General features: G+C 43.6%; 22 protein-coding genes. 13 read left to right on the top strand and 9 right to left on the bottom strand.

All coding sequences use genetic code 11. The annotated features are described in order from the left end of the window. The 3 genes from KCV26_04690 to KCV26_04680 form a co-directional block, all read right to left on the bottom strand. Entirely contained in the window at nt 1-2583 is a 2583-nt protein-coding gene (locus tag KCV26_04690) for a type I restriction-modification system subunit M (GenBank protein ID WZX37680.1), read from the bottom strand. Between the two features lie 224 nt (nt 2584-2807). Next, on the bottom strand, nt 2808-3635 hold the full coding sequence (locus KCV26_04685) for a hypothetical protein (protein WZX37679.1): 828 nt from the start codon (nt 3633-3635) through the stop codon (nt 2808-2810). 307 nt (nt 3636-3942) lie between these two features. Then, a complete protein-coding gene (locus tag KCV26_04680) occupies nt 3943-4992 on the bottom strand; it encodes a DUF1016 family protein (protein ID WZX37678.1) in 1050 nt (349 codons plus the stop codon). A gap of 1582 nt (nt 4993-6574) precedes the next feature. Here KCV26_04680 and KCV26_04675 point away from each other — a divergent pair. Together KCV26_04675 and KCV26_04670 are read left to right on the top strand one after the other, a co-directional pair. Further along, nucleotides 6575-6778, top strand: a complete 204-nt coding sequence (locus tag KCV26_04675; protein WZX37677.1) for a hypothetical protein — start codon at nt 6575-6577, stop codon at nt 6776-6778. Nucleotides 6779-7155: 377 nt separating this feature from the next. Then, nucleotides 7156-7632, top strand: a complete 477-nt coding sequence (locus KCV26_04670; GenBank protein WZX37676.1) for a CYTH domain-containing protein — start codon at nt 7156-7158, stop codon at nt 7630-7632. Nucleotides 7633-7664: 32 nt separating this feature from the next. Here the strand turns inward: KCV26_04670 and KCV26_04665 are convergent, their stop codons facing one another. Further along, complete coding sequence (locus tag KCV26_04665; GenBank protein ID WZX37675.1) at nt 7665-8684, bottom strand: branched-chain amino acid aminotransferase; 1020 nt, start codon at nt 8682-8684, stop codon at nt 7665-7667. A gap of 112 nt (nt 8685-8796) precedes the next feature. Here KCV26_04665 and dnaG point away from each other — a divergent pair, with 112 nt between their 5' ends. The 8 genes from dnaG to KCV26_04625 all read left to right on the top strand — a co-directional run bounded on the left by dnaG (nt 8797) and on the right by KCV26_04625 (nt 17435). After that, nucleotides 8797-10851, top strand: coding sequence for a DNA primase (gene dnaG, locus KCV26_04660; protein WZX37674.1), 2055 nt, complete (start codon nt 8797-8799; stop codon nt 10849-10851). Nucleotides 10852-10875: 24 nt separating this feature from the next. After that, nucleotides 10876-11778: an ATP-binding cassette domain-containing protein gene (locus tag KCV26_04655; GenBank protein ID WZX38326.1), complete on the top strand. Its 903-nt coding sequence runs from the start codon at nt 10876-10878 to the stop codon at nt 11776-11778. 4 nt (nt 11779-11782) lie between these two features. Next, the gene (locus KCV26_04650; GenBank protein WZX37673.1) at nt 11783-13093 is read left to right on the top strand and encodes an ABC transporter permease; all 1311 of its coding nucleotides are present in this window, start codon (nt 11783-11785) and stop codon (nt 13091-13093) included. 16 nt (nt 13094-13109) lie between these two features. Further along, nucleotides 13110-15185, top strand: coding sequence for an alpha-L-fucosidase (locus KCV26_04645; protein WZX37672.1), 2076 nt, complete (start codon nt 13110-13112; stop codon nt 15183-15185). Next, the gene (gene dusB / locus KCV26_04640) at nt 15182-16171 is read left to right on the top strand and encodes a tRNA dihydrouridine synthase DusB (protein ID WZX37671.1); all 990 of its coding nucleotides are present in this window, start codon (nt 15182-15184) and stop codon (nt 16169-16171) included. The genes KCV26_04645 and dusB overlap by 4 nt, the downstream gene beginning before the upstream one ends. Nucleotides 16172-16220: 49 nt before the next feature. Continuing rightward, a complete protein-coding gene (locus tag KCV26_04635; GenBank protein ID WZX37670.1) occupies nt 16221-16583 on the top strand; it encodes a hypothetical protein in 363 nt (120 codons plus the stop codon). 194 nt (nt 16584-16777) lie between these two features. Next, nucleotides 16778-17122, top strand: coding sequence for a hypothetical protein (locus KCV26_04630; GenBank protein ID WZX37669.1), 345 nt, complete (start codon nt 16778-16780; stop codon nt 17120-17122). 25 nt (nt 17123-17147) lie between these two features. Further along, nucleotides 17148-17435 (top strand): Txe/YoeB family addiction module toxin, encoded by a 288-nt coding sequence (locus KCV26_04625; protein WZX37668.1) that lies wholly within the window; start codon nt 17148-17150, stop codon nt 17433-17435. A 271-nt stretch (nt 17436-17706) separates the two neighbouring features. On the opposite strand, the gene KCV26_04620 is transcribed toward KCV26_04625, so the two are convergent. The 4 genes from KCV26_04620 to KCV26_04605 form a co-directional block, all read right to left on the bottom strand. Further along, complete coding sequence (locus KCV26_04620) at nt 17707-19452, bottom strand: hypothetical protein (GenBank protein WZX37667.1); 1746 nt, start codon at nt 19450-19452, stop codon at nt 17707-17709. A gap of 73 nt (nt 19453-19525) precedes the next feature. Next, nucleotides 19526-20134: a threonylcarbamoyl-AMP synthase gene (locus KCV26_04615; GenBank protein WZX37666.1), complete on the bottom strand. Its 609-nt coding sequence runs from the start codon at nt 20132-20134 to the stop codon at nt 19526-19528. A gap of 77 nt (nt 20135-20211) precedes the next feature. Beyond that, nucleotides 20212-21063, bottom strand: a complete 852-nt coding sequence (locus KCV26_04610; GenBank protein WZX37665.1) for an enoyl-ACP reductase — start codon at nt 21061-21063, stop codon at nt 20212-20214. A 159-nt stretch (nt 21064-21222) separates the two neighbouring features. After that, the gene (locus KCV26_04605; GenBank protein WZX37664.1) at nt 21223-21906 is read right to left on the bottom strand and encodes an MIP family channel protein; all 684 of its coding nucleotides are present in this window, start codon (nt 21904-21906) and stop codon (nt 21223-21225) included. A gap of 269 nt (nt 21907-22175) precedes the next feature. Here KCV26_04605 and KCV26_04600 point away from each other — a divergent pair, with 269 nt between their 5' ends. From KCV26_04600 to KCV26_04590, 3 genes are all read left to right on the top strand, one after another. After that, the gene (locus KCV26_04600; protein WZX37663.1) at nt 22176-22901 is read left to right on the top strand and encodes an MBL fold metallo-hydrolase; all 726 of its coding nucleotides are present in this window, start codon (nt 22176-22178) and stop codon (nt 22899-22901) included. Between the two features lie 86 nt (nt 22902-22987). Then, nucleotides 22988-23356 (top strand): VOC family protein, encoded by a 369-nt coding sequence (locus KCV26_04595; protein ID WZX37662.1) that lies wholly within the window; start codon nt 22988-22990, stop codon nt 23354-23356. Nucleotides 23357-23403: 47 nt separating this feature from the next. Further along, nucleotides 23404-25248: a 4-hydroxy-3-methylbut-2-en-1-yl diphosphate synthase gene (locus tag KCV26_04590; protein ID WZX37661.1), complete on the top strand. Its 1845-nt coding sequence runs from the start codon at nt 23404-23406 to the stop codon at nt 25246-25248. Nucleotides 25249-25256: 8 nt separating this feature from the next. Here the strand turns inward: KCV26_04590 and KCV26_04585 are convergent, their stop codons facing one another. After that, nucleotides 25257-25691, bottom strand: coding sequence for an OsmC family protein (locus KCV26_04585; protein ID WZX37660.1), 435 nt, complete (start codon nt 25689-25691; stop codon nt 25257-25259). Nucleotides 25692-25878 lie beyond the last annotated feature (187 nt).

The following is a 25878-nucleotide window of genomic DNA, read 5'->3' as shown; positions in this document are numbered from 1 at the left end:
TTACTCTGCATTTAATAAAACCTTAAACTCACTCAAACCTTTCATATCAAACTCATTCCCGGTAAGTTCGTCAATTTGTAAAGCTAAAGAGCTCTTGGTTTTATCTATCTCATTCATGACATCAGCAAAAGTAGTAGCGTATTTTTCGGCTAATGCTTGTACCTTGTCCACTAGCTGCAGCAGAACACTTCCAGGCAAATTATTCAGCGAGTTGATCAAAGGAGTGATCCATTTTAATTCGAGTAGTTCATAAACCTGTTCATCAGTCAGCTCTTCAATAGTTTTTTTTGTCTTTCCATGAAGCTTTGCAGTTTCGGCTTTCACCTGACTGTTGAGTTTTTTTTGTTCATCGATCAGCTTGTCAACTTTCAGTATTTTAGCCTCGTATGTATCCTCTTCGAAAACTCCATTTTTCTTCTCTTCAACTTTTAGCAGTTTAGCTTCTTTTCCAACTGCTGCATTGACAAAACTATCTTTTGCTTCATTCACAGTATCTCCTTCTTTTTCCTCTTCGGAAAATGAGTCAAACAGTTCCTCTATACCGGAAGTTATTTCAAGGAGTCGCTGCTCTTTCTCTTTTATCTGCTTTAGTTCATTTTTCAGATATGTTTCCTGTACAAGTTCAAAGGGCATAATCCGGCCAACCCAACCTTCCTGGACTTCCTGGTCTTTACCTTTTACCTTCTTAATGACCATATTGGGGTCGACTGCCTTATTAGCCGAAAAACCTTCGGTTTGGATAATCTCCAGATCCACTGAAATTACATTCCATCGGTCATCGAGAATCTGGTAAGCATCATATTTATCTATAAGCGGAATAGATTCTAAACGACTGAATATTGCCTCACTCAATACGGTCTCTTCACTGTTAACTTTAACAGATTCAGTATTGGCCAAAAGTTCATTTTTTAAGAAATCATCAAAACCGGCAAATGATTGATGAAAACTATCCACGAACGTTTTTACTGATAGATGGTTTGTGATTGTATGTTTCAATTCATCGGCTTTAAGTTCTGCATAATCGGTAGAAATATTCGAGAATATTGTTTCTTTTAAACCGGGCAGAGCATCCCAATATTTGTTGAGCTCATCAATCTCTTTTACCGGGATACCACCAAACATGGTTGCATAAATATCCCAGCTTTCTGTCGTTTCTGAGGAATCGACATATCGTGGTATATTCAGATTATAATCATTTTCCCGTATCTCATCCCGAGTAACTAATCTTGCAAATTTAGGTTGAGGCTTTCTTTTGATCACGGTATCTGCTATTTTCCTGATATCGCATGCACGAAGCTTATTGTTTTTACCTTCCTTGATGAAACCTTTTGAAGCATCAACTATTAAAACATCCGTTCTCTCTCTTTTCTGTCTTAAAACCATTATGATGGTTGGAATGCCTGTGCCAAAAAAGATATTTGACGGAAGTCCAATAATCGCATCAATATTGTTTCGCTCGATCAGATTTTTCCGAATGACTCCCTCTTCACCACCACGGAACAGTACACCATGAGGAAGAACAATTGTCATTATTCCTTCAGGCTTCACGTGATACAGATCGTGTAGGAGAAATGCATAGTCGGCTTTTCCTTTTGGAGCAAGTCCATAACTCGCATAACGCGGATCCGCATCTTTATTATCTGAATCCCATTTTTGCGAGTAGGGCGGATTGGATACAACTGCATCCACATAGAGGGGATTGTAAGAACCGATGGGATCACTCTCTTCGAAATAGGGCCAATCATCTTCCAACGTATCACCATTGCGGGTAACGATATTGTGCGGTAAAAGGCCACGCATAACCAGATTCATGCGAGTGAGGTTATAGGTGTTCTGCTTTAACTCCTGTGCATAATATTTGATGTTGTTTTCATCGTCAACATGTTTGGCAACACTCTTTCCAATGTTAATAAGCAGTGAGCCGGATCCACTTGTAGGGTCGTATATTTGAATCTCCTTTTTGTCTTTCAGATGATCAGCGATAATCTCTGACATCAACAGGGAAACCTCGTGAGGAGTATAAAATTCACCGGCTTTCTTTCCTGCATTTGCAGCAAACATACCTATCAGATACTCATAAATGAATCCAAGCATATCATAATCCTGCTTGGCATCCATGGGTATTCCTTTGATCAAATGAATGAGATCACTGATTGCTTTTGTCTGGGAGGCAGCACTCTCACCCAGTTTGCTCAGTCCGGTTTGCAAAGTGTCGAAAACGCCATCGAATAGTTTCTTGTGTGCCGGACTTATCAGACGACTAAATGCAGACAACGCATCCCTTACATTCGATACATCAAAGTCTTTTCCCATTTTAATCCAAGTGGAAAAGAGATCCTTATAAGAGATGAAATAACCAATATTTTTTTTAAAGTACTCAACAGCTTCGATATCCTCCTCCGAAAGTGACTTGATGTCCTCATCAGAATAATCAACTTTTTTTGCGAAAATAATTTCCCTGTCGGAGAGGTATTTATAAAAAATGAAACCTAGGATATAGTCTTTGTATTCATTGGCGTCAATCTTAGAACGCATTTGATTAGCAGACTGCCATATCTTGGCTGCCAATTGTTGTTTATTCATATTATACTTGTATGCAATTGTCTTAGTCGTTAGTAACCAGTATGTTCATATCATATCAGACAGTAAAATATAACTTTAAAGTGATTAAAGTACAAATTTACAAAATAAAACATTCTGCTTCACCTGGATTTTACAGTCTTATTACCTTATTATTGATTTCATCAAAAATTCAATGGTTTATCGTGTTATTTATGCTAAATATGAGTTATATTAGGATGGCGTTTTTATTGCGATTGATATACCACATCAATCACTTTCTCAAATAGTTCATAAACGAAATTATTTGTATTATTCACATGATCCTCAAGTTCTTCCGTTGAGATTTCAACTATTCCTCCATCAATGGAGAAATGATATCTGTGTGCAATATCATTTCTCGTGTCATATGCAGTTTTTAAATATGTGTAATCAGGTATTTTAATTCCGAGTAAAGTTGAAAAAAGGGAATCAACCACTTCAAAATTATTGTAATGGGATCTCCTCAATTTCTCAATTACTTTTTCTTCTGTCAGTCCGTGAAATTTTTTACTTATGTTGTACATTTCTTTTATTTCAGGAAATCTTGAATAACATGCTATTAATATCTCCATCATGAAGAGTTCATAATTTGAAAAGACAGAGAGATAAATCATACGGTGAATATTTCTTGACAGGCTGTAGTTTCTGTATGAATTAAATTCTGTAGTCTCTTCTGTTGATAGATCATCTATACGCTTGTTCCTGTTTAAAACTTCCCACATACCGTATATGTTGTAGTTGTATGAGTAGATGCAGCGGTATGGATTTTCTATAACAATTTCATTCCCATAACTGGAAATTTCCCCTGCTGTGTGATATATGATGTCGTCTCGGCAAATTTGGTCGTTATTAACGTACTTAACTATCTTACCGTTTTCATTTAATGATTTATCAGCAAATATTACCTCTGTAAATTGATCTTTATTTAGATTTGAATAAGCTACTAAATCTAGGTAGGATACTTCTTTGTCAGTATCAAAGATGATATGCCCATCTACAAAAACATCCTTGTGAAAATCCCTGATTTCAAACATAACGCATATTGTTTTTATGTAATCGAATGAAGTTAAGATATACCCATATCTTGGCAACGAAACCAAGCAACGAATTTAACGAAAACATTTCAGTGTAACCAGCTGAATATATAACATTTGTAGTTAGAAAGCAACTTAAAATCCATGTCTTGACCTATTTCATTTTTTATGTGAATCAAGAAAATGCAGACATTTAAGCACTTATCCATTTTGCATTGAAAATGCAAAGTGCTGGATTGAAATTTTTAAATACCATAACCAATCTTTCTAGTCAATTTTGAAGACCTGTCTCCGGCTGTTGCCGACATCATTTTTCCTCAATTTGGTTCATTTTAGCAATTTCCAGTGCCTTATGTAGTTTGTCGGCAAACCATTGTTTATCAGGTAGCTCAGTAAGGTATTGAGCTACTTTTATCTGGTTATTATCGAGCATCAATAGTTCAATATGTTCGGTATTGCCTTCGCTGCATAGCAAGAGCCCGATAGGTGTTTCCTCACCCCGTAACATTTCGTTTTTTTGCAGCCAGCGCAAGTATAACTCCATTTGGGCTTTGTGTTCGGGTTTAAACTTTCCTAGTTTAAGATCAATTGCCACCAGTCTTTTTAGCTTGCGATGGTAAAAAAGCAAGTCCAAATGGTAATCAATAGCATCAACCGATATCCGTTTTTGTCGTTCCAAGAATGCAAAACCGCTCCCCAGTTCCATAATGAATTGTTGTAGGTTCGCAATCAAGGCGTTTTCCACGTCTTTCTCTGAATACATTCCTTGCAAACCCAGAAAATCAAGTATATAGCTGCTTTTAAATACCAGTTCGGGGTTTAAGGTGTGATCTTCTTTCAAATCGTTTAGCACCTTTGCTATTTGTGTTTCAGGCTTTGTTGAAATGGCAGTACGTTCGTATAGCATCTTATCCATTTGATCTGCCAGTGCTCTGGTGTTCCAGTTTTCTAAGATGGCCATTTCAAGATAAAAATTCCGTTTAAGCGGATCTTTCTCATAAGCTAATGTTTTGAGGTGTGTCCAACTTAATTGTCTCTGCGCTGCGGAGACAATCTGCTCCTCTGTAAAATTCTCTGCAACGCGGAGACAATGCCGAAGATGCTTGTCAGACCATCCGGAGCCAATGGCTTGGGTAAGGTTTTCAGATAGCCTGATAATGATTTGTTGGCCATATGTGGCCCTATTTCCCTGGAGGATGAAAGTTTGTATGTGCTTACCAACTTTGAAATTCAACAACGTGGCTTCGGCATTTACAAATGCGGCGACTCGTTTTCTTGTCTCTGAAATAAGTTGAAAAACTGAGTTATACAACTCCCCTATGTCTGAATTGATTATGTTTTCTTCTGATGTTTTCATCCCGTATTTTTTTTATTAATTCATTCCACAATACACTTATTCATCCCACAGGCTCTTTTTACTTATTTTCAGTTTCCAGATCAATGGTAAACAGTTTTGCAAAGATGGCTTCTCTTTCGTTTTCTCCTTAGGGCATCCTAACTCATAAACTATATTTGTAATTACACCAAATTCCAATCATCCGAAATACGATCAAAGTTATTGAAAAGAAGTTGAGTCTCAAATTTTCTCTAAGAATTATTTAACTGGCAGTCAATTATGGGAAACAAAATAGATTGTATGACTCTGATTACTATAAGGTATGAATGTTTGTGATGAGTCAATAGATTATATTTGAGCTCTGCCCTCCCCCCGGCAAAAACAACCTTTACATTTCTATACCCTCCCAGTTTAAAGATCACATTCGAGAATTTCTCTCTAGCAGCTTCAATAATCCGGTCACAGCGGAAATTGGGGAATCGCAAAAGAAAAGTGTACCAAAATAAGATACAGATCCGATACCCAAAGCATCAACCATAGAAACCTTCAAATCCCCATTCCCCCTGTTCTCCTGCCAGGCAAAGGCTATTTTTGCCTTACCGACAGTGCAACCCATAAACCGTCTTGTGTTCCTTTCAACATACCCCCCGGGCTGCCCTGATCGAAGCTTTTCCCAAATCATACGCTGGTCTCCTCCTGCTTTTAATCTGCAGCAGTATCAATCACCATCCCGTTTCTACAACCGTAAATCCCGTAAATTAAACAGAACAGGTTATAAGGTGTTCGTCAATCGCTCACTTAATGCAATAAAGCATGTGAGCAAGGGCAAGCTATAAACAGTGGCACTAAAAAATCTCCACACCGCAACTTCCATGGTATTTATCAAGAATCAATCGTGTTTTTTCCGTTGAGATTATTCGAGGAGCAGAATATCAATTACAGCCTGATGGATTTTGAACTCACTTAAAAGACTTACTGACCCATTAACTTATGGTGATTTAAAAACCCAAATTCATTTAGCTTATAAGAAACAAAGAAATTACCCGCTTCTTCATACGTAAATTTAACTGATAAAGAATTATGTCGTGCATTCCTACAATTATATGCTTAATACAAATTCCGTTTTATTCTGCGCCCCACGGAATACTGATCCCTCATTCCGGTCAAGGAGTTAGCATCACCGGAATGTACTATCTAAACATTTGGGGGCTGATTTTAATAGGAATTTCCTTATTTGTCGGACTGTATGTTCGTTGGGCATCACTATTTGCTGCCATCTTATTGTTTTTTTTGTCAGCAGATATGACGTGTGGATTAGACCGGTCCCCCCGGAGCCGCAGAAAGGACTGGTTGTCGGTCGTCGTGAACTGTTGAAAGATTTGATTTCGGTTCCATTTATAGGAGCGTTTGTTTACGCAGTTACGGGAAACCCGTAGGAATAGGAGCCCACCGGTTAGAAACGATCAAAGCTTGCGTAGAAAATGGAATAAAGCCGGATTTTTGGGTTAAAACACTTCACCATCATAATTATTGGTCTGCACAACCGGACTCAGAATGGCACGATAATATGTATTGTTTCGAACCCCAGGAAACAATTGATTTTATGAATGCCCTAGAAGAACCGAGGATTGCATTCAAGGTGTTGGCTGCAGGTGCAATTGAGCCTAAAGATGGTTTCAAGTATGCATTTGACAACGGTGCTGATTTTATCTGTGTCGGGATGTATGATTTTCAAATTGTTGATGATACGAATATTCTTTTAGATACTCTGTCGAACGTACAGCGTGTAAGACCTTGGAGGGGTTAAAAAATCCCGTTCTTAGTTTGACATCATCCTACGAAAGGTCGTGCTCACACTCTAACCGACCGGTTGTGCAACGGGCAGAGGTGATTAACGGACATAACCTCCATAAAAGGATCGTGAGGTTGTGGAAAAATTACACACTCTTCCGTTTTTTTGTAAGAAGCCGGTTTGATTTTGTTTTATCGATTACCTTTGTTTCGGATTCATTAATAAACAATAGAATTACGCGCATTGATTTTTATTTTAATCCAACCAAAATCTTAACTATGTTTTTATTTTTTTCGTAGTGATTACGGGAGCTTAAAAACATAGTTTTTTTATTCTTATTTATCCCCAACACTTTGTTGATCTCGTTTGTTATATCGTAAAATGCAACCGGTATGGGCTACGAAATCGAACGTAAATTCCTCGTCAGCGGTGAATATAAATCACATGCTTACGACCATTATGTCATGAAGCAGGGCTATCTCTCCCTGTCGGGTATTAGCGTAGTGCGGGTACGTGTGAAGGGAGAGAAAGGGTATATCACCGTTAAAGGCGCTGTGGGAGAAGGGGGGATCACCCGGCGTGAGTGGGAGTATGAGGTTCCGCTCCGCGATGCGGAAGAGATGCTGCTTCTCTGTGAAGATGCCGTGATTGAGAAAACCCGTTACCTCGTGAAGGTGGGAAAGCATACCTTTGAAGTAGATGAGTTTGGCGGAGAAAATGCAGGGCTGCAAATTGCGGAGGTGGAGCTGGAGAGTGAAGAGGAATCCTACGAAAAACCCGGATGGTTGGGTCACGAGGTTACCGGTAATGTCCGCTATTACAACTCTTATCTTTCCATCCATCCCTACAGGGAATGGGCTGAGCAGTAACAAAAAAAAGCGGCAATCGCCGCTTTTTGGTTTTATTCAACGATGGTTACCCACCCGTGCGTATCCGGCTCGTCACCGTACTGGATAGCGCGAAGTTTCTTATATAGTTTTTCCGAGATCGGGCCGGCCTTCCCGTCTTTGCAGAATGCATAGGTTTTATTTTCCACCAGGTCGTCGATGCGCAGGATAGGGCTGATTACTGCGGCTGTTCCGCACGCTCCGGCTTCTTCAAAGGTGGCCAGTTCTTCTTCGGGAACACGGCGGCGTTCCACTTTCATTCCCATATCTTCTGCCAGTTGCATCAGGCTTTTGTTGGTGATGGAAGGCAAGATGGATGTTGATTCGGGCGTGATATAGGTGTTGTTTTTGATGCCGAAAAAGTTGGCAGGCCCGCATTCATCCAGGTATTTTTTCTCTTTGGCATCCAGGTAAAGAACCGCAGAATAACCCATTTTGTGGGCTTTTTCACCTGCTGTGAGGCTTGCGGCATAGTTGCCGCCCACTTTAAAGGTCCCGGTTCCGAGTGGCGCAGCACGGTCATATTCGCGCAAGATCACCATGGGTGTAGGCTTGAATCCTTCTTTAAAATAGGGGCCTACGGGGGTTACAAAGATCAGAAAAGTGTATTCAGATGCCGGTTTTACTCCCACCTGTGCACTGGTTCCAATCAGGAGCGGGCGGATATATAATGATGCGCCGCTTTCGTAAGGCGGCACAAACCGTTCGTTTTTCTTCACGGCCAATAAAACCATCTCTTCGAATAGTTCCACAGGAAGCTCTGCCATCATGATCCCGTGGCACGATGATTGCAGACGTAACGCATTCTCACGCATACGGAAAATCCGGATTTTTCCGTCTTTTCCTTTAAAGGCTTTTAGTCCTTCAAATGCTTCCTGCCCGTAATGCAGACAAGTGGCAGCCATGTGGATGTTTAAAAACTCGGAGGTATCGACTTGTGGTTCACTCCATTTTCCGTCCTTGAAATAGGTGCGGATATTGAAGTCTGTTTTCATATAGCCGAACGATAAATCGGCCCAATTGATCGTATCCATTTTTGTTGTGTTTAAAATAATAAAGTCAGGTTTTATACCCTATGCAAAAGTAACATTTATTTTCAAATTATCCCTTATTGACGATTAATTTCACTATTTTCGTATTCCCAAAATGATAGATTCGCAAACCATAGAACGGATTCAGGACACGGCTCAGATCGTTGATGTGGTGTCTGATTTTGTCACGCTTCGCCGGAGGGGTGTTAACTTTGTGGGGCTGTGTCCGTTTCACGACGACCGGACCCCGTCGTTTTATGTGTCGCCCGCCAAAAACATCTGCAAATGTTTCGCTTGTGGTGAAGGCGGTTCTTCTGTGCATTTTATCATGAAGCACGAGCAGCTTTCCTATTACGAAGCACTGAAATTCCTGGCAAAAAAATACAACATTGAAGTTGTTGAAAAAGAGCTGACCAGCGAGGAAAAGCAAGCCCAGAGCGATCGCGACAGCATGTTCATCCTGAATGAGTTCGCGCGTGATTATTTTGTGAAAAAGCTTCACGACGACCCGGAGGGGAAAGCCATAGGGTTGAGTTATTTCAAAGAGCGCGGATTTCGGGACGACATAATCAAAAAATTTCAGCTAGGTTACAGCCTCGAGCAGCGCGATGCGTTTTCCTCGGAAGCGCAAAGGGCCGGTTACAGAAGCGACTATTTGCTAAAAACCGGACTTTCCGCCGGAGGTGAAAATAACAGCCCGCTGATCGACCGATTCCGGGGAAGGGTCATTTTTCCCGTGCATACGTTATCGGGGAAAGTAGTGGCCTTTGGCGGCCGTATTCTCAAAAAGGCTGAGAACACAGGAAAGTACGTAAATTCGCCGGAAAGTGAGATCTACTCCAAAAGTAGGGAGCTTTATGGGATCTTTTTCTCTAAAAGTGCCATTGTTAAAGCCGATAAGTGTTTTTTGGTTGAAGGTTATACCGATGTGTTGTCGATGCACCAGGCAGGTATTGAGAACGTGGTTGCATCGTCGGGAACAGCGCTTACGCACGGACAGATACGGATGATTCACCGCTTTTCCGAAAACATCACGGTCCTGTACGACGGCGATGCAGCCGGTATTAAAGCTGCCCTGCGCGGTATCGACCTACTGTTGGAAGACGGAATGAACGTAAGGGTAGTGCTGCTGCCCGAAGGTGAAGATCCCGATTCGTTCGCCCGCAAGCAGAGTGCTGAAGAGTTCAACCGGTTTATCGAAGAGCATGAGCAGGACTTTATCCGCTTTAAAACCCACTTGCTGTTGGATGAGGTTGGGGATGATCCTATCAAAAAGGCCGGGCTTATCACGAACATCGTCCAGAGTATCGCGCTTATTCCCGACAACATCAAGCGCTCCGTTTACATACAGGATACGGCAACATTACTCAATACACGTGAAGATGTTGTTATTGCTGCCGTCAATAAAATCAGGATCAGGAACTACGAAAAGAAGAAAGAACAGCACGAGAAGGAGGAATCCCGGGAAGCGGCCGTTGGAACGGCATCCTTACCCGGCGATACTGCAGATAACGGAAGCCGTAAGATCTTAACGGCAAGAAACCCTTACGAGAAACCGGAACGCGAACTGATCCGGTACATCATCCGGTACGGGACGCTACCCATTTTTGTGAGGTATGAAAAAGAAAAACAAAAAGTGGAAGACGAAGAGATTGAAGTGGAGGTAACCATCGAGGACGGACCGTCCGTTATCGAAGTTATCCGGTTCGATCTCATGAGGGATAAATTTATTTTTTCAAGCGAAGCCTTTTTTTCCAACACACTATACCGGGCAATTTTTGACGAAGCCTGCGGAAAGGTAAGTGACGAGTCGTTCGTTTGTGACAGGTATTTTCTTACCCATCACGATCCCGGAATCAGCAAACTGGCTACCGATCTTATCAGCGACAAATACCAGTTGAGCAAGATCCACGCAAAATCAATCGGAGAAAGCGAAGATGAGAAAAGCTCACGCCTTCGCGAACGAAATTCACTGGACAAGTTGGTTATCCGTGCCACCACAGAGCTTAAGAATGCTCACGTGATGCAGCGGATAAACGAAGTGAAAAAAAACATAGAAACTGCAGATGCCCAGCAACAAATGGAGTTGATGAACGAACTTAGGCAATTGCAGGATTTGAAGAAAGTATTGGCCAAGAATCTGGGAGAAAGGATAATACTGAGGTATTAGGTATCTACTGAATAACAACCGAATATAATGTATTTAGAAACCACCAACGTTGTAAAACAATATGCCAACCATTTGGCGCTGAACAAAGTCAGCATCCGGGTTCCCAAGGGGACAGTTTTCGGGCTGCTAGGACCGAACGGAGCGGGGAAAACCACCCTTATCCGCATCATCACGCGTATCACTGCACCCGACAGCGGTGAGGTGCTTATCAACGGACGCCCGTCGAAGAGCGATGACGTCTTCAATATCGGATACCTGCCCGAAGAGCGTGGATTATACAAAAAAATGAAAGTAGGCGAGCAGGCCATGTACCTGGCTCAACTGCGCGGATTATCGAAAGCCGACGCACATCGCGAGCTGATGGTTTGGTTCAGGCGGTTCGATATCGCGAATTGGTACAACCGCAAGGTGGAAGAATTATCGAAAGGAATGCAGCAGAAAGTGCAGTTTATTTCCACCGTCATCCACAACCCCGACCTGCTGATCTTCGATGAACCGTTCAGCGGCTTCGACCCGGTAAACGCCGAGATGATAAAAAACGAAATGCTTCGCCTGAAGGCCGAAGGGAAGACCATTATTCTCTCCACGCACAACATGGAGTCGGTGGAAGCGTTGTGCGACAATATCGCGCTTATTCACCGGTCGCAGGTCGTCTTGCAGGGAAAGGTCTTCGATATCCGGCGGGAACACCGGACCAACATTTTTCGTTTTCGCCTTCGTGACAGCGACTTCTCGTTTGAACATCCCTCCTTCACGCTGGTCTCAAAAGAGCCCTACCACGAATTTACCGATATCCGGGTCAGGAAACAACCCGAAGTCGCCACTAATGAACTGGCGAAACTTATTTTCGATAAATTCGATGTTGTGGCATACGACGAGGAAATACCTACGATGAATGATGTTTTCATTGAAACCGTATCAAGCTAAAATTATGAATACCTTATCATTAGTTATACAACGCGAATACCTTACCCGGGTAAGGAAAAGATCGTTTATCCTCATGACGCTGCTGATGCCGTTGCTGATGGTGGCGCTGTCATTTGTGCCCCTGTGGCTCTCCACCCTGAACGACGGTGTGGTGAAAAACATTGCCGTCATCGACAATACCGGCATCTATGCGCCGTTATTGAAATCCACCGACCTCTACCGGTTTCAAATCATCAACGATGCGCAGCAAGGCGAGTACCAATCTAAAATAGGAAAAGACCTGTTTGCCATCCTGCAGATTACCGAAGACTTGAGCAGGAATAGCCAGGCGGTGACCATATTATCTGAAAAGCAGACGCCGCAGGAACTGCGTACGATGGTTGAAAGTGCACTGAACGAAAAGGTTATGGAACAGCGGCTGGACGATTTGTCTCGGCAGGGCAACGTAAACGCGGAAGCCATCTCGGAGGTCCGTTCCATCATTGAAGCCGGTTCAGACATTTCCGTGAAAACGATGAAATGGGGAGACGACGGGACAGTGTCGGAATCATCCACCGAGATTGCCACCATTATCGGAATGGTATTTACCATTCTTATCTACATGTTTATCCTGATGTACGGAAACATGGTGATGCAGGCTGTTCTGGAAGAGAAGAAAAGTCGTGTGGTGGAGGTGATGGTTTCGTCGGTGAAGCCTGTCAACCTGTTGGTCGGAAAAATTACCGGGATCGGTTTGGTGGGGATTACCCAGCTCATTATCTGGGGAGTGCTGACCGGGGTGTTGTTTACCTCGCTCTCCCTGTTTATTGCTTCACCACAACAAGCCCCGGGGGCTGTGCCGGCCGAGATGAGCAGCTTCGACACGGAGGGAATCATGAAAGCCGTATTGAGTGTCAACTGGTTTGAGATTATTGTTTACTTTTTGCTTTTCTTCGTAGGGGGATACATCCTGTATGCTTCCATTTTCGCAATGTTTGCTTCGGCAGTCGACAGCGAAGAAGATACATCGCAGTTCATGATGCCCGTAACCCTGATCATCATGTTTGCCTTTTTTGCCGGATTTTACAGTGTGGGCAATCCCGACGGGCCGTTGGCATTCTGGGGTTCCTTGATTCCGTTTACATCACCCATTGTGATGATGGTGCGACTGCCGTTCGGGATTCCGCTGTGGGAGAAACTGCTTTCGCTGGTGCTGCTTTACGGAACGTTTATCCTTATCTCCTTCTTTGCCGCTAAGATCTACCGAGTGGGGATCCTGATGTACGGCAAGAAACCATCGGTGAAAGAGATGATAAAGTGGGTGAAGTACAAGTGATTGAAAATCCTGAGGCATGAAGCAGAAACTCATTTTTTTCCTTTTGTTTGCCGCAAGCCTGGTGAATGCGCAACAAAAACCGTCGCAACGGTGGATCGACCAAAAATTTTCGATGTTTATTCACTTCGGATTGTATTCCGTTTACGGTGGAGTTTACAACGGAGAGCCTGTTCGGCGCGGCTACAGCGAACAGATCCAGTCGTTTGCCGGGATTTTCAGCGACTGGTACGCGAGTACCGCTCAGGAATTTAACCCGGTAAAATGGGATCCCGATGAAATAGTGAAGCTCGCCAAGGATGCCGGAATGCGCTCCATTGTTTTTACATCCAAGCATCACGACGGGTTTTGCATGTACCACTCCCGGCATACCGATTTTAATATTGTGGATGCCACGCCTTACAAGCGCGATTTGATGAAAGAGCTGGCAGAAGCCTGCCGCCGCGGAGGAATCGATTTTTCGGTTTATTATTCCCTTATCGACTGGAACTTTCCGCAAGCTTATCCTATCTCGAGCCACAATGCGGACCCGCTCACGGAAGAACACTACCGGTTCAACCTGAACCAGGTGGAGGAGATCATGACAAACTACGGCGATATTTCGGAAATCTGGTTCGATATGGGCTCACTCACGCTTTCGCAAAGCCAAGGATTGTACGAGTTGGTCAGCCGCCTGCAGCCGCAGTGTATGATCAGCGGACGGTTGGGCAACGATTGGGTGGATTTTGCCGTGATGGCTGATAACGAATATCCCGATTATAAGCTCGGCGTGCCGTGGCAGACCGCCGCCTCCATCTTCCCCGAAACGTGGGGCTACCGCTCGTGGCAGGAGCGAGGAGAGGTTCAGCCGAAAGTGGAAGAGAAGATCGCCAGCCTAGTAAAGGTGATCAGTCGTGGCGGGAATTACCTGCTCAATATCGGCCCCAGAGGTGACGGATCGGTAGTGGAGTTTGAGCGCGATGTGCTGCTCGGTATCGGTAAATGGATAAAAGTGAATGCCGAAGCCATTTACGGTACGAACGCCAACCCGTTCGACCAGCCATTCGCCTGGGGCAGCATAACCACGAAGGGCAACGACCTGTTTGCTTTCGTGGAAAATATTCCTGTGTCGTTCAGCATACGTTTGTCGGGCTTTTCCGGAAAGGTGAGTGAGGTACGCCTGCTGGCGTCGGACGAATCCTGCCGGTTTTCCCAAAAAGGAAACTCGGTTGTGATCAATTTGCCACAAAGGATCTCCGGGGAATTTATCCCTGTTTTAAAGATCCGGTTTGAAAACGGATTTAAAGTTGTCCCTTCAACCGTTGTAACCGGTAATGTGCTTTCGCCACAAAACGCCACACCCGTATTCGGCCATTCCAGCTTAAACTATTACGGTGGATATAAGAGCCTGATCGGGTACGGCTGGAGGGTGTCCTCAGGCAAAAGAGCGGGGAGCCCGGAGCTTGTGTATACGGACAATGAACGGGGGCGTCGTCTCCATATCGAGATCGACGGAAAGACACAAGCCGTTGTGCTTAACGGCGGCAGCCCCAGGATCGAAAAGCTGAAAAAGAACACGGTGAAGTGGGGCAGTTTATACAGAAAACCCGGACGCGGCGTGTTTGGATATGTGGAAGAGGAGGGTATGGCTGTCGTGAATGTCCGTGCGGAGGATTCGGGATGGGAACCCGTCAGTCATTTCCGGTACGGTGAGCCCTACTCCGAAAAAATTCCGCCGCGTCAAAGCATGTTGTTCCTGCAAGAGATTGAATCAGAAAAAGATCAGTCCATAGCGGTGGAGGTAGGCAGTGGAAACGGGGTATATATGTTGCTCAACGGAGCATACCTCACTGCCCATTTATCTCCCTGGCGCGTAAAATTCGGGAAGGAGATTGTCCTTCTTCCCCTCCAGAAAGGCCTGAATCAATTGATTATAAAACACTATAACGGATACGAGAGTGACCTGAGTTACAGTTTGCAACCTCTCGAAGAATGGTCGATCTACTCCCAACAACTTCCGGTAACACGGATAAATCAATCGGTTTCCATACGTGCTGCGGATGCGGAGTCGAAAGTGGCACCGTTGAGGATGAACAATTTAAGGATTATAAAATGAAAATAGGAAACATAGCATTTACATCGCGGTATCCCGTTTTTCTGGCACCGATGGAGGATGTTACCGATATTGGTTTTCGGTTGCTGTGCAAGCAGTTCGGAGCAGATATGGTATATACCGAGTTTGTGTCGAGCGACGCACTTATCCGCCACGTGAGGAAAACCAAGGAAAAGCTTACGATCTGTGAGGAAGAGCGTCCCGTAGCTATACAGATTTACGGAAACGATCCCGATTCGATGGTTGAGGCTGCAAAGATCTGCGAGGAGGCAAACCCAGATGCCATCGATATCAACTTCGGATGTCCGGCCAAGAAGGTGGCCGGGAGAGGCGCCGGTTCGGGAATGATGAAAACACCCGGTTTGATGCTTGAGATCACAGAAAAGGTGGTGAAGGCTGTCGGCCTGCCCGTGACTGTGAAGACCCGGTTAGGGTGGGACGAGAACTCCAGAATCATTGTTACGCTGGCAGAGCAGCTGCAGGATTGCGGAATTGCCGCACTCACCATTCACGGAAGGACACGCTCTCAAAAATATACCGGAGAGGCCGACTGGACCCTTATCGGCGAGGTTAAAAACAATCCCCGTATGCACATTCCCATCATAGGAAACGGTGATCTGGTAACGCCGCAGGACTGTAAACGCCGTTTCGACGAAACCGGCGTGGATGCGGTGATGATCGGGCGGGCGAGTTACGGGCAGCCGTGGATCTTCAGTGATGTAAAGCATTTTCTCGAAACGGGGGAGCTGGCTCCTAAACAATCTTTTTCCTGGTACCTCGATGTGTTGAAGCAACAGGTAATGCAGAGTGTGCAGCGACTGGATGAGCGGCGTGGTATTCTCCATATCCGCCGCCATCTGGCAGGAACCCCCATCTTTAAGGGTATCCCCGATTTTAAACCCACCCGCATAGCGCTGCTCCGGGCGAATACCGTGGAGGAGTTGTTTGCCGTGATGGATGAAATTCCTGAAAAGTTCGGGATACGTTAAACAAACAGCCTTCGGGATAGTCAGATTACTAACACTAAAAAAGGACGAGATGAAAAAATTGGGATTGTTGCTGACCGCTTTGATTGCAATTGCTGCCATCGCCCCGGCACAAAAAACGGGAATTATTGCCGACGTGCTGAAAAAGAGCGCCGAAGAGAAAGTGGCCAGGATGCAGGAGGTGATCGGTTTTGACGATAACAAGGCCAGGCAGCTCAATGAGCTGGAGTTTACGTTTCTGCTCGATGTCCAGAAAGCGGAGAACTGCTGCCTGTGCAACAGGAAAAAACGGATCGAAAGGTTGAAGCAAAAACGCGACCGGGAATTGCAGCAAATTTTATCACGCGACGAGTATATCAAATACGATGCGGTGGAGAACGAGCGGATAAAGAAACAACCTTTATGGGCTGAATAAATAGGACAACCTTTTTCAATGGGTAACTATTTACTGTTGAGGGCCTTTTCCGATAACAGAAACCCCCGAAAGACGAATGATAGGGTATGAGGAAATTCCGATTGTGGCAATAAAACGGTTGAACTTTTTGCAATATTTATTTATTTACTCTATCTTTGTGTATACATTTGTGTACTCATTAAAAGATAACAGGTATGAATATGAATATTATTACAACAAGAGAAATCAGAAAAGATACGAAAGCTTTTTTTGAACTAGCCGAAAAAGAAAGGGTTTCCATTAAAAGAGGTAAAAAGTATATAAATCTCCTGGTTTCGGACAACCCGGCAAAAAAATACGTAGATGAAGATTGGATAAAGGAATTTATGGCCATTCCTGCTCAATATAGAGTCAATCCGTTTGATCTTAGCCCATCCGGTGATTTGTTTTTTGCCGATAAAAGAAATATAGATCATATTAACAATGCAATAGATCAAGCTAAAAAAGGACAGGTAAAAAAACTCTCCAAAGAAGATCAAGGTAAGTTCTTTAGCTTATAGTGGTTTTTTATCTTAAAAAGATTTTATGGAGAATAAAGAATACGAGATAGAGTACACAGAGCAATTTTATGCGGATGTGGAAGCTCATAAAAAATCCGGCCAAAAAGCTATTCTTATTAAGATAAATTCTCTTATTAACGAGCTGCGTAAGCATCCAACGACCGGAACCGGGAAGCCTGAACCTTTACAGGGCGACCGTCTGGGCCAATGGTCACGCCGAATAACCTCGAAGCATCGATTAATTTATGAAATTAAGGAGTCTGAAATAACAGTATTGGTTCTTTCCGGATTGGGCCATTACGGTGACAAATAAATGACGATCATTCTTTTAAAGTGATGAACTGCATATTATTATTTTTTTTGCTCCCCAATTTCCGATAAACTGCTGTTTTAGTCAAGTTCCCTCTTTTTGTTAAAAGGGCTCTTATTTATTCATAATATTGCGAATTACTTCTTGGCGTTTATCGTCATACATTTCGGTTATTTTCATGGATTGAGAACTTTTTACTGCTTTCAAGTCTGTATTTGTCTTTATTATTCGGGTAGCTGACTTTAGGGCTGTCCCGGTAATAAGGCTAAGAGCTTTACTTCCTTAGCAGGATAAGTTTTTGAAAATCGTCTGCCGTTAATTTTATATTATCAATAATTACAGGTTTAGCTTCATCATGCCTATTGACAATTTCTTTACGAATTGTTTGAATACTTCTTGTTGAGCTAGGTTCAACAGGTAAGTAACTGACATTTCCTGAAATTAAATATAAGGCTTGTCCCAAGAAAACGTCTTTAGTGTCTCCAAGCTGTGTCCAGCGATCAATATATCCAAAACCTTCTTCTAAATTATAATCGGGACTTAAATATCCAGGAATATTAAAACTTTTGCTGTCTTTATTGGCATACATCGCTACGATGGGTTGCATTGCCCATTTTTTCAGTTTAGTTTTTTCATCTGTCTTTAAATCGTTCGTATCATATACTGTTGCTCCTAACTCTTTGTCGTATGCGTGGATTGTCCACGAAGCAGTATATTTTCCACCGGTATTACTCCCAATATGAACAACATTCATATACGACTTTAGACAATGTGTAACAAGTTCCGATGCAGAATAGGAGTTTCCTGTTGCAATAATGTATACTTTATCTAAATTTAGGTTGGCTTCCAACGGATTCTTATCGTTTGAACTATAAGTTCCCAAATAATCTTTTCTATCGTATTTGTACTTATCTGCCGGTGTAGCTCCATCATACCACTTGTCAAAAGAGGTGTTTAAAAAATTATTATAATTCATTACGATAAACGGAGATTTATTTTCCACAGCTGTCCTTGGAGCTATCAGAGAACTTAGATAAATGGCCGATGATACAGATCCTCCTGTGTTATAACGCAAATCTAATATCAAATCAGTTATACCCGCTTGTTTAAATTTGTTGAAAGCCTCAAATAAGCGATAGTTGAAATTGTCATAGAAATTTGTGTAAAACAGGTAGCCTACTTTCTTATCGCCTACGGTATAGATATTCTCGTAAAGAACAGGATCTTTCTCACTCTCATCAGGGGTGATGGACACTTCTTTGTCCAGAATAATATTATTATCAGAAAATTTATAAATTGAAAAACTAACCCTGCTGTTGCCATAAAGCAGATTCATGTCTTTGTCGCTAACATAAGTATATGTACCTCGTTGTTCAGTTGAAATGAGCTGCCCATTTAGTTTTCCTATTAAATCCAGCCTTTTTAAACCCGCTTTGGCAGCCGGAGTATTGTCATATACATATTTAATGTATGCATAAACAACATTATTAATAATTATAAAACCAATATTGTATCCAAACGATAATGATTTGCCTGAGAAATCCGCTAAAAGGGCATTTACATCGTCGGTGATCCACGACCAGCCGTGTTGCGTATCGGTACTGTTGAGGATCTTGTAAAAATAATTTTCAGGATTGACATCTGCAACGGTGGGCTTTTTGTTTTTCACTTCATCCGCCCAGAAGTAATAGAGCGACATACCGTCGTAAACAAACTGGCTTACTATATTGATCTCTTTGGCTATGGTTGCCGCTCCGGCTACGGTGGCATCCCCGGCATAAATTACGGTTCCGTCCTTCAGTGTCGCAGTGGCTGTTGGAGGATCGGTCTTGTCATCAACCACCGCATTTACCGTTTCGGTCTGTCCGCTGCTGTAAGTGAGGGTGAATGACTTGGTGGCGGGGTTATATGTTGCCGATTGCAGCGTTCCTTTCTCAACGATCGGATCTTTGGTCTCGCAAGAGGAAACCACAATCATCAGGGTGGCGAGGATCGAAAAGAGTGCAACTAGTTTTTTCATAGGGTTGGCTTTTTTATTGTAACGAACATTTGACTGCGAAAGTAACGAAGATTTTAATCGGGAAGTCGATATTTTAAAGATTTAACACTCCTTTTCCCTGACGCACGATCACCGGCTCATCGGAAGTGCAGTCCACTACGGTAGAGGGTTCAATCCCACCAAATCCGCCATCAATAACGATATCGACAATGTCGCTCCATTTCTCGTGGATAAGGTCGGGATCGGTAGTGTATTCGATCTCCTCTCCTTCGTCCTTTACCGAGGTGCTGAGGACAGGGTTTCCGAGCATCCGGGCAATTTCGCGGATTACCGGATTATCGGGTATACGGATCCCTACTGTTTTCTTGTTTTTGTAGATCTTAGGCAGTGACGATGTGGTGGGTAGGATAAAGGTGAAAGGTCCCGGCAGGTTTCGCTTCATCAGCTTGAATGTGGGCGTATCTACCCGGGCGTATTCACTGATGGCGCTCAGGTCGTTACAGATGATGGAGAGGTTGCTTTTCTGCGGATTGATCCCTTTCAGGTCACAGATTTTTTCTACGGCACGCACGTTCAGCGCATCGCAACCCATCCCGTAAAGCGTATCGGTAGGGTAGACCACGATGCCGCCGTCCCTCAGGGCCGAAACTACCTTCTCAATCTCTCTCGGATTGGGATTCTCATTGTATATCTTCAGTAGCATAACGAACACAAAAATATAAAAAAATAGCTTCGATACACTGTCCGAAGCTATTAAATTGTCATTTATGGGAGCCTGCCTCAACTTTCACTGTCTGAAAGCGTCGTGTTTTCATCAAGGCCATTGCTGTACTGTTTCATTGCCCTGAGGCTCATCCCCATGCTGGAGAATCCTCCGTCGTTGTACAGGTTTTGCATGGTTACCTTGCGGGTGAGGTCGGAAAACATCACTACACAGTAATCGGCACAATCGTCCGCGTCGGCATTTCCGATGGGAGCCATTCTTTCGGAGAAATCCATCAGGTCGGTCATCCCTTTTACTCCACTTCCGGCAGTGGTCATGGTCGGCGATTGTGAAATGGTGTTCACCCGAACCCCTTTGTCGCGGCCGTAAATATAGCCAAAACTCCGCGTTATCGATTCCAGCAACGCTTTGGCATCCGCCATATCGTTGTAGCCGTAAAATACGCGCTGTGCGGCAACGTAAGTGAGAGCAAGGATGGAACCTCCCCGCTGAATAGCATCCAGCTTGCGGGCTACCTGCAACATCTTATGGAAGGAGATGGCTGAAATATCCAGTGTCTTGTTCAGTAAATCGTAATCGAGGTCGTCATACGTGCGCTTTTTACGCACATTGGGCGACATGCCTATGGAGTGAAGTACAAAATCAATTTTTCCGCCCAGTATCTCTACCGATTTAGCAAAAACCATTTCCAGGTCTTCTACGTTGGTAGCATCGGCAGGAAGAATCTCGGCATTGAGCTTTTCGCCCAGTTTGTTTGTGTCTCCCATCCGCACGGCAACAGGAGTATTCGACAATGTGATGGTTGCCCCTTCTTCAACGGCTCGTTCGGCCACTTTCCAAGCGATGGACTGATCGTTCAACGCCCCAAAAATAATGCCTCTTTTGCCTTTTAATAAATTGTGATTCATTTTGACTTTTTGTTTATGAAATAAAAAACTGCACAAAAGTACAAATAATGTGCAAACTTATAAACATCTAAACAAATAAAGATCAAATATGTTCTTTCCCTCGCCTTATTTTGTGCTTTTTACTCAAAAATAAGGTTTCTGCAAGGTGAATCATGCGATTCAGGTTGTTTCCATTTCGTTTTCAACGGTAATTCCTTTCCAGACGAAGGCTGCGATAACTGCACCCAGAAAAGGCGCTACGATGAACACCCAAAGTTGAGCAAGTGCAGCACCTCCTTGGAAGATAGCCGGTCCGATGCTTCGCGCTGGATTAACGGAAGTCCCCGTGATGGGAATACAAACGATGTGTACCAGCACCAATGCAAGGCCTATCGCCAGGCCGGCAAACTTGTTCAGTCCGTTTTTTGCTGTAACTCCAAGCACAACCAGAACAAAAATAAAGGTAAATATCGTTTCTGCAACGAAAGCCTGAGCCATTTGTCCTTCTGCAAAACCGTTAGCACCCGTAAGCGTAGTGGTTGAGCCCGATTCTTTTGCCAAAAACCAAAGAATAGCAGAGCCTAAAATGGCGCCTATAATTTGGAATACAATGTACAATCCCGCATCTTTCCCGCTCATCCGGCCGGTCAACAAAACGCCCAACGTGATAGCGGGGTTAATGTGGCATCCCGAAATACTGCCGATAGTGTAAGCCATGGCCACTACAGAGAGTCCGAACGCAAAGGCTACGCCCAATGTCCCTACCGGGTCGAAAGGCTGGCCAGCACCTGCAAACACGGCTGCTCCGCAGCCCATCAACACCAGTACCATCGTACCGATCATTTCTGCTAAATACTTTTTCATAACTTTTTGAATGAATTTTTGTTGAAATTAAACATAGGTAAAACCAAAATTAAGCAGAATTAAGGTTTATGCAGAAGAATACTTGAGCTAATAAAACAAACGGTGATAAATTCCCCATTTACGTTTTTTTGCCCATTTTTTACCTTTTCATCATTCACTAGGCACTCATTCACAAAGGTATGCTTTTTACAGTTTTTATCAAATTTTATAGCCCTTAAGATGAACAAAATTCCGTAGAATTGTTATAAAGATAAGTTAAGATGTAAATTATGACAGTCACCTATATTTTTCACAGTTGTTATCTGCTTGAATTTGATGGTTTTTCAATCGTTTTCGATTTTTACAAAGACGAAAAAAGAGACGACGGACGTTTTTGGATAAGTGATTACCTGCTTGAAAAGCCGGAGGACCTATACGTTTTCTGTACCCATTCACATCCCGATCACTTCAATCCGGAAATATTGAAATGGGGGTTAAACAAGACAAACGTGAAGTATATTTTTTCAAAAGAGGTGATGGATAGCCGGGAGATATTGGTTTATCAAAACATCGTTTTTCTCGATAAACTAGAGGAGTACGAAGACAACCGGATAAAAGTAAAAGCATTCGGTTCCACAGATACCGGAGGATCGTTTGTGGTCAATGTCTCGGGGAAGCGCTTTTTTCATGCCGGAGATCTCAACAATTGGCACTGGAATGAAGAAGTTCCCCTGCTTGAGTCCACGGGTTATGAAAATAGTTATCTTTGTCAGCTGGAACTGCTGGCGGAAAATGTAGATCAGCTTTATCTGGCGATGTTTCCCGTTGATCCCCGGTTGGGAAGGGACTACATGCGTGGAGCGGAACAGTTGGTCAACAGGATATCTACTGATTATTTTCTGCCCATGCATTTTGGAGAAAATTACGAAAAAGTCAATGCATTCAGCCGGTACGCCCGATTGCAGAACTGCACCTATCTCAACGTGTATAAAAAAGGACAGTCGTTTGAATTATAAAAAGGAGTCATTAGCGCTTACAACAGGCGCGGGGTTTCCGGTATATTGGTTCCGGGTTCCAACAGAATAAACAGTTTAAAAACAATATGAAAATTAAAAGCAGATTTGATCATTACAATATCAATGTGTTTGATCTTCAGAGAAGTATCGAGTTTTATGATAAGGCTCTGGGTTTGAAAGAGGTGAGAAGAAAAGAAGCTTCTGATGGATCGTTTGTCCTGGTTTATCTGGGCGACGGTGAAACCGGTTTTACCCTTGAACTGACCTGGCTACGGGATTGGGACAGGCCTTACAACATGGGCGACAATGAGCAGCACCTGTGTGTACGGGTAGCGGGAGATTACGATCGGATAAGAGCCTATCACAAAGAAATGGGCTGTGTGTGTTATGAAAATGAATCCATGGGTTTGTATTTTATCGTTGATCCGGACGGATACTGGATTGAAATACTCTAAACATTTGCGCAGTTCGGGCGTTTATTTCTCACGTAAAACAATTTATAATGGATTATTTCAATTATCACCGCCGTCCAACCATCGATGTACATATTGGAAACATCACCATGGGCGGGAATCATCCGGTTGTTGTGCAAACAATGACCAATACCAACACTCTCGACACCGAAGGCAGTGTTGCTCAATGCGAAAGGATTATCGCCGCGGGAGCCGACCTGATCCGGTTAACCACGCAAGGTGTTCGTGAAGCGGAAAACTTAAGACTTATTCATCAGCAATTAAGGGAAAAAGGATACAGTACGCCGCTTTCGGCTGACATTCATTTTAATCCGCGTGCTGCGCACGTGGCAGCTACCGTTGCCGAAAAAGTACGTATCAATCCCGGGAACTTCGTCGACAAGCAAAAAACGTTTGCCGTAGTGGAATATACCGATGAGGAGTATGTACAGGAATTGGAAAAGATCCGTTCCAAGGTAGTTCCTTTCCTACAGGTTTGTAAAGAACACGGTACAGCGGTGCGGATCGGTGTCAATCACGGATCACTATCGGACCGGATCATGACCCGTTTTGGTGACACCCCAGAAGGGATGGTAGAATCCTGCATGGAGTACCTGCGTATCGCTCTGGATGAAGGTTTTACCGATATTGTTATATCGATGAAAGCGTCTAACACATTGCTAATGACCAAAGCCGTTCGTTTGTTGGTAGACAGAATGGATAAGGAAAATATCCATTTTCCGTTGCATCTGGGTGTGACCGAAGCAGGTGATGGTGAAGACGGGAGAATGAAATCGGCTGTAGGTATCGGAGCGTTGCTCTCCGACGGCTTGGGCGATACCGTCCGGGTGTCGCTGAGCGAAGATCCCGAAGCGGAAGTCCCCGTAGCCCGAAAAATAGTAGACTATGTGGCGAAGAGAGAAGGACATAAGCCCATATTGGGTGAACTCTATCCCGGATTCTCCCCCTTCTCTACGGACAAACGAGAAACGCGTGCCGTGAGAAATATCGGTGGAGGATTTGTTCCGGTGGTTATCTCCGACAGAAATGCAATAGCCGACATGTCGATCAATCCGCATTTCATTCCAGATTACATATACGTGGGTGACAACGTTCCCGGTAATTTTCCCAAAGGGATGAAGTCAATAGTAGATTTCCCAAACTGGGAAGACAGGATCGATAACTTCCCGATGTTTACTGCCGGAAATATTTCGGATATCAAGGAGTGCCAGGCGGCAGTCAAGTTTCTACAACTTTCCTATCCACAACTGACAGATGAAGTTTTATCCGTGCTGAAAAACACGGAAAAGTTGGTCGTTATACTCCAGACCAGCCACGTGAACGGAGTGGGAGAGCAGCGAGCATTTTTCCATAAATTGCTGAACGGACACTGTGATATTCCGGTAGTGCTGCAGCGCAGTTATTCGGAAGACGTGGCAGAGGATATCCAGGTTAAAGGGGGGATTGATTTTGGAACTGTTCTGCTGGATGGTTTCGGTAACGGGATCATGATATCCAACACGGGGAAAATCGATATTGCCGAACTCGACTCCTATGCCTTTGGCATTCTTCAGGCTGCCCGTGTACGCACCAGCAAAACGGAGTTTATCTCTTGTCCCAGCTGCGGACGCACGCTTTTCGACTTGCGGACGACTGTAGCGCTGGTAAAGAAACATTTCTCTCACCTGAGACACCTGAAGATCGGGGTGATGGGTTGCATTGTGAATGGTCCGGGTGAGATGGCCGATGCAGATTATGGTTACGTGGGGGCAGAACACGGTAAGATATCGCTCTATAGGAAGAAAGAACTGGTGGAGAAAAATATTCCACAGGAGGAAGCCGTAGAACACCTAATCCAGCTGATCAAGGATAACGGGGACTGGATAGAGCCGTAAGGGCCTCTTTATGCCAAAGCTATATGTACCGGTGTAGGATTAGTCAGGTTATCGCTAACCGGACAACGTGCTTCAACCGTTTGTATCCATTTCTGTAATGTATCTTTATCGGTATCGGTGTCGGGCTTGATTTCTACATGTATCGATTTATAACCCGCACGATTTTCGGTCTCTTTTCCAAACAATTTCTCCGGATTCAATGCTCCCGATATTTTTATTTCTACTCCCTTGAGTTTTATATTCATTTCCTGGGCCACAATATGGCACATGACGTTAAGGCAACCGGATAAAGCGGCCAACACGTATTCAACCGGGTTTGGGCCATCGTTTGTTCCTCCCAGATCGGTAGGTTCGTCTATAATCATCTTAAAAGTTCTCGCTTTTACCACAGTTTTTGTGGGATTTTCACTGTGCGCTTTTACGCGGAATGTTAATTCTTCCATTTTTTTTGTTTTTGAAGTTGTGATCTTATTTTTTTGTTTCTGCATTTTATGCGGTGTAAAAATAAGAATCAATACTTCGGTAAATATTCAATTAACTAATTAAAATTCAATGATTTACATAACATAATTTAACATAAAAAAGATGGTTAAGTAGCTGATTATCAGTATCTTTATAGCTGACGAAAGC

The sequence above is a fragment of the Petrimonas sulfuriphila genome (genome assembly GCA_038561985.1).
In the GTDB taxonomy this organism is placed as follows: domain Bacteria; phylum Bacteroidota; class Bacteroidia; order Bacteroidales; family Dysgonomonadaceae; genus Petrimonas; species Petrimonas sulfuriphila.
The sequence above is the reverse complement of the archived record's forward strand: the minus strand, read 5'-3'. Positions and strand labels throughout refer to the sequence as shown.

Coding starts and splice junctions, on each gene's coding strand:
- KCV26_04680 (WZX37678.1), bottom strand. CDS start 4,992: ATGAAAACATCAGAAGAAAACATAATCAATTCAGACATAGGGGAGTTG.
- KCV26_04605 (WZX37664.1), bottom strand. CDS start 21,906: ATGAAAAAGTATTTAGCAGAAATGATCGGTACGATGGTACTGGTGTTG.
- KCV26_04620 (WZX37667.1), bottom strand. CDS start 19,452: ATGAAAAAACTAGTTGCACTCTTTTCGATCCTCGCCACCCTGATGATT.
- KCV26_04590 (WZX37661.1), top strand. CDS start 23,404: ATGGATTATTTCAATTATCACCGCCGTCCAACCATCGATGTACATATT.
- KCV26_04685 (WZX37679.1), bottom strand. CDS start 3,635: ATGTTTGAAATCAGGGATTTTCACAAGGATGTTTTTGTAGATGGGCAT.
- KCV26_04625 (WZX37668.1), top strand. CDS start 17,148: ATGGAGAATAAAGAATACGAGATAGAGTACACAGAGCAATTTTATGCG.
- KCV26_04635 (WZX37670.1), top strand. CDS start 16,221: ATGAAAAAATTGGGATTGTTGCTGACCGCTTTGATTGCAATTGCTGCC.
- KCV26_04690 (WZX37680.1), bottom strand. CDS start 2,583: ATGAATAAACAACAATTGGCAGCCAAGATATGGCAGTCTGCTAATCAA.
- KCV26_04600 (WZX37663.1), top strand. CDS start 22,176: ATGACAGTCACCTATATTTTTCACAGTTGTTATCTGCTTGAATTTGAT.
- KCV26_04585 (WZX37660.1), bottom strand. CDS start 25,691: ATGGAAGAATTAACATTCCGCGTAAAAGCGCACAGTGAAAATCCCACA.
- KCV26_04665 (WZX37675.1), bottom strand. CDS start 8,684: ATGGATACGATCAATTGGGCCGATTTATCGTTCGGCTATATGAAAACA.
- KCV26_04670 (WZX37676.1), top strand. CDS start 7,156: ATGGGCTACGAAATCGAACGTAAATTCCTCGTCAGCGGTGAATATAAA.
- KCV26_04595 (WZX37662.1), top strand. CDS start 22,988: ATGAAAATTAAAAGCAGATTTGATCATTACAATATCAATGTGTTTGAT.
- dusB (WZX37671.1), top strand. CDS start 15,182: ATGAAAATAGGAAACATAGCATTTACATCGCGGTATCCCGTTTTTCTG.
- KCV26_04610 (WZX37665.1), bottom strand. CDS start 21,063: ATGAATCACAATTTATTAAAAGGCAAAAGAGGCATTATTTTTGGGGCG.
- KCV26_04630 (WZX37669.1), top strand. CDS start 16,778: ATGAATATGAATATTATTACAACAAGAGAAATCAGAAAAGATACGAAA.
- KCV26_04615 (WZX37666.1), bottom strand. CDS start 20,134: ATGCTACTGAAGATATACAATGAGAATCCCAATCCGAGAGAGATTGAG.
- dnaG (WZX37674.1), top strand. CDS start 8,797: ATGATAGATTCGCAAACCATAGAACGGATTCAGGACACGGCTCAGATC.
- KCV26_04675 (WZX37677.1), top strand. CDS start 6,575: ATGAATGCCCTAGAAGAACCGAGGATTGCATTCAAGGTGTTGGCTGCA.
- KCV26_04645 (WZX37672.1), top strand. CDS start 13,110: ATGAAGCAGAAACTCATTTTTTTCCTTTTGTTTGCCGCAAGCCTGGTG.
- KCV26_04650 (WZX37673.1), top strand. CDS start 11,783: ATGAATACCTTATCATTAGTTATACAACGCGAATACCTTACCCGGGTA.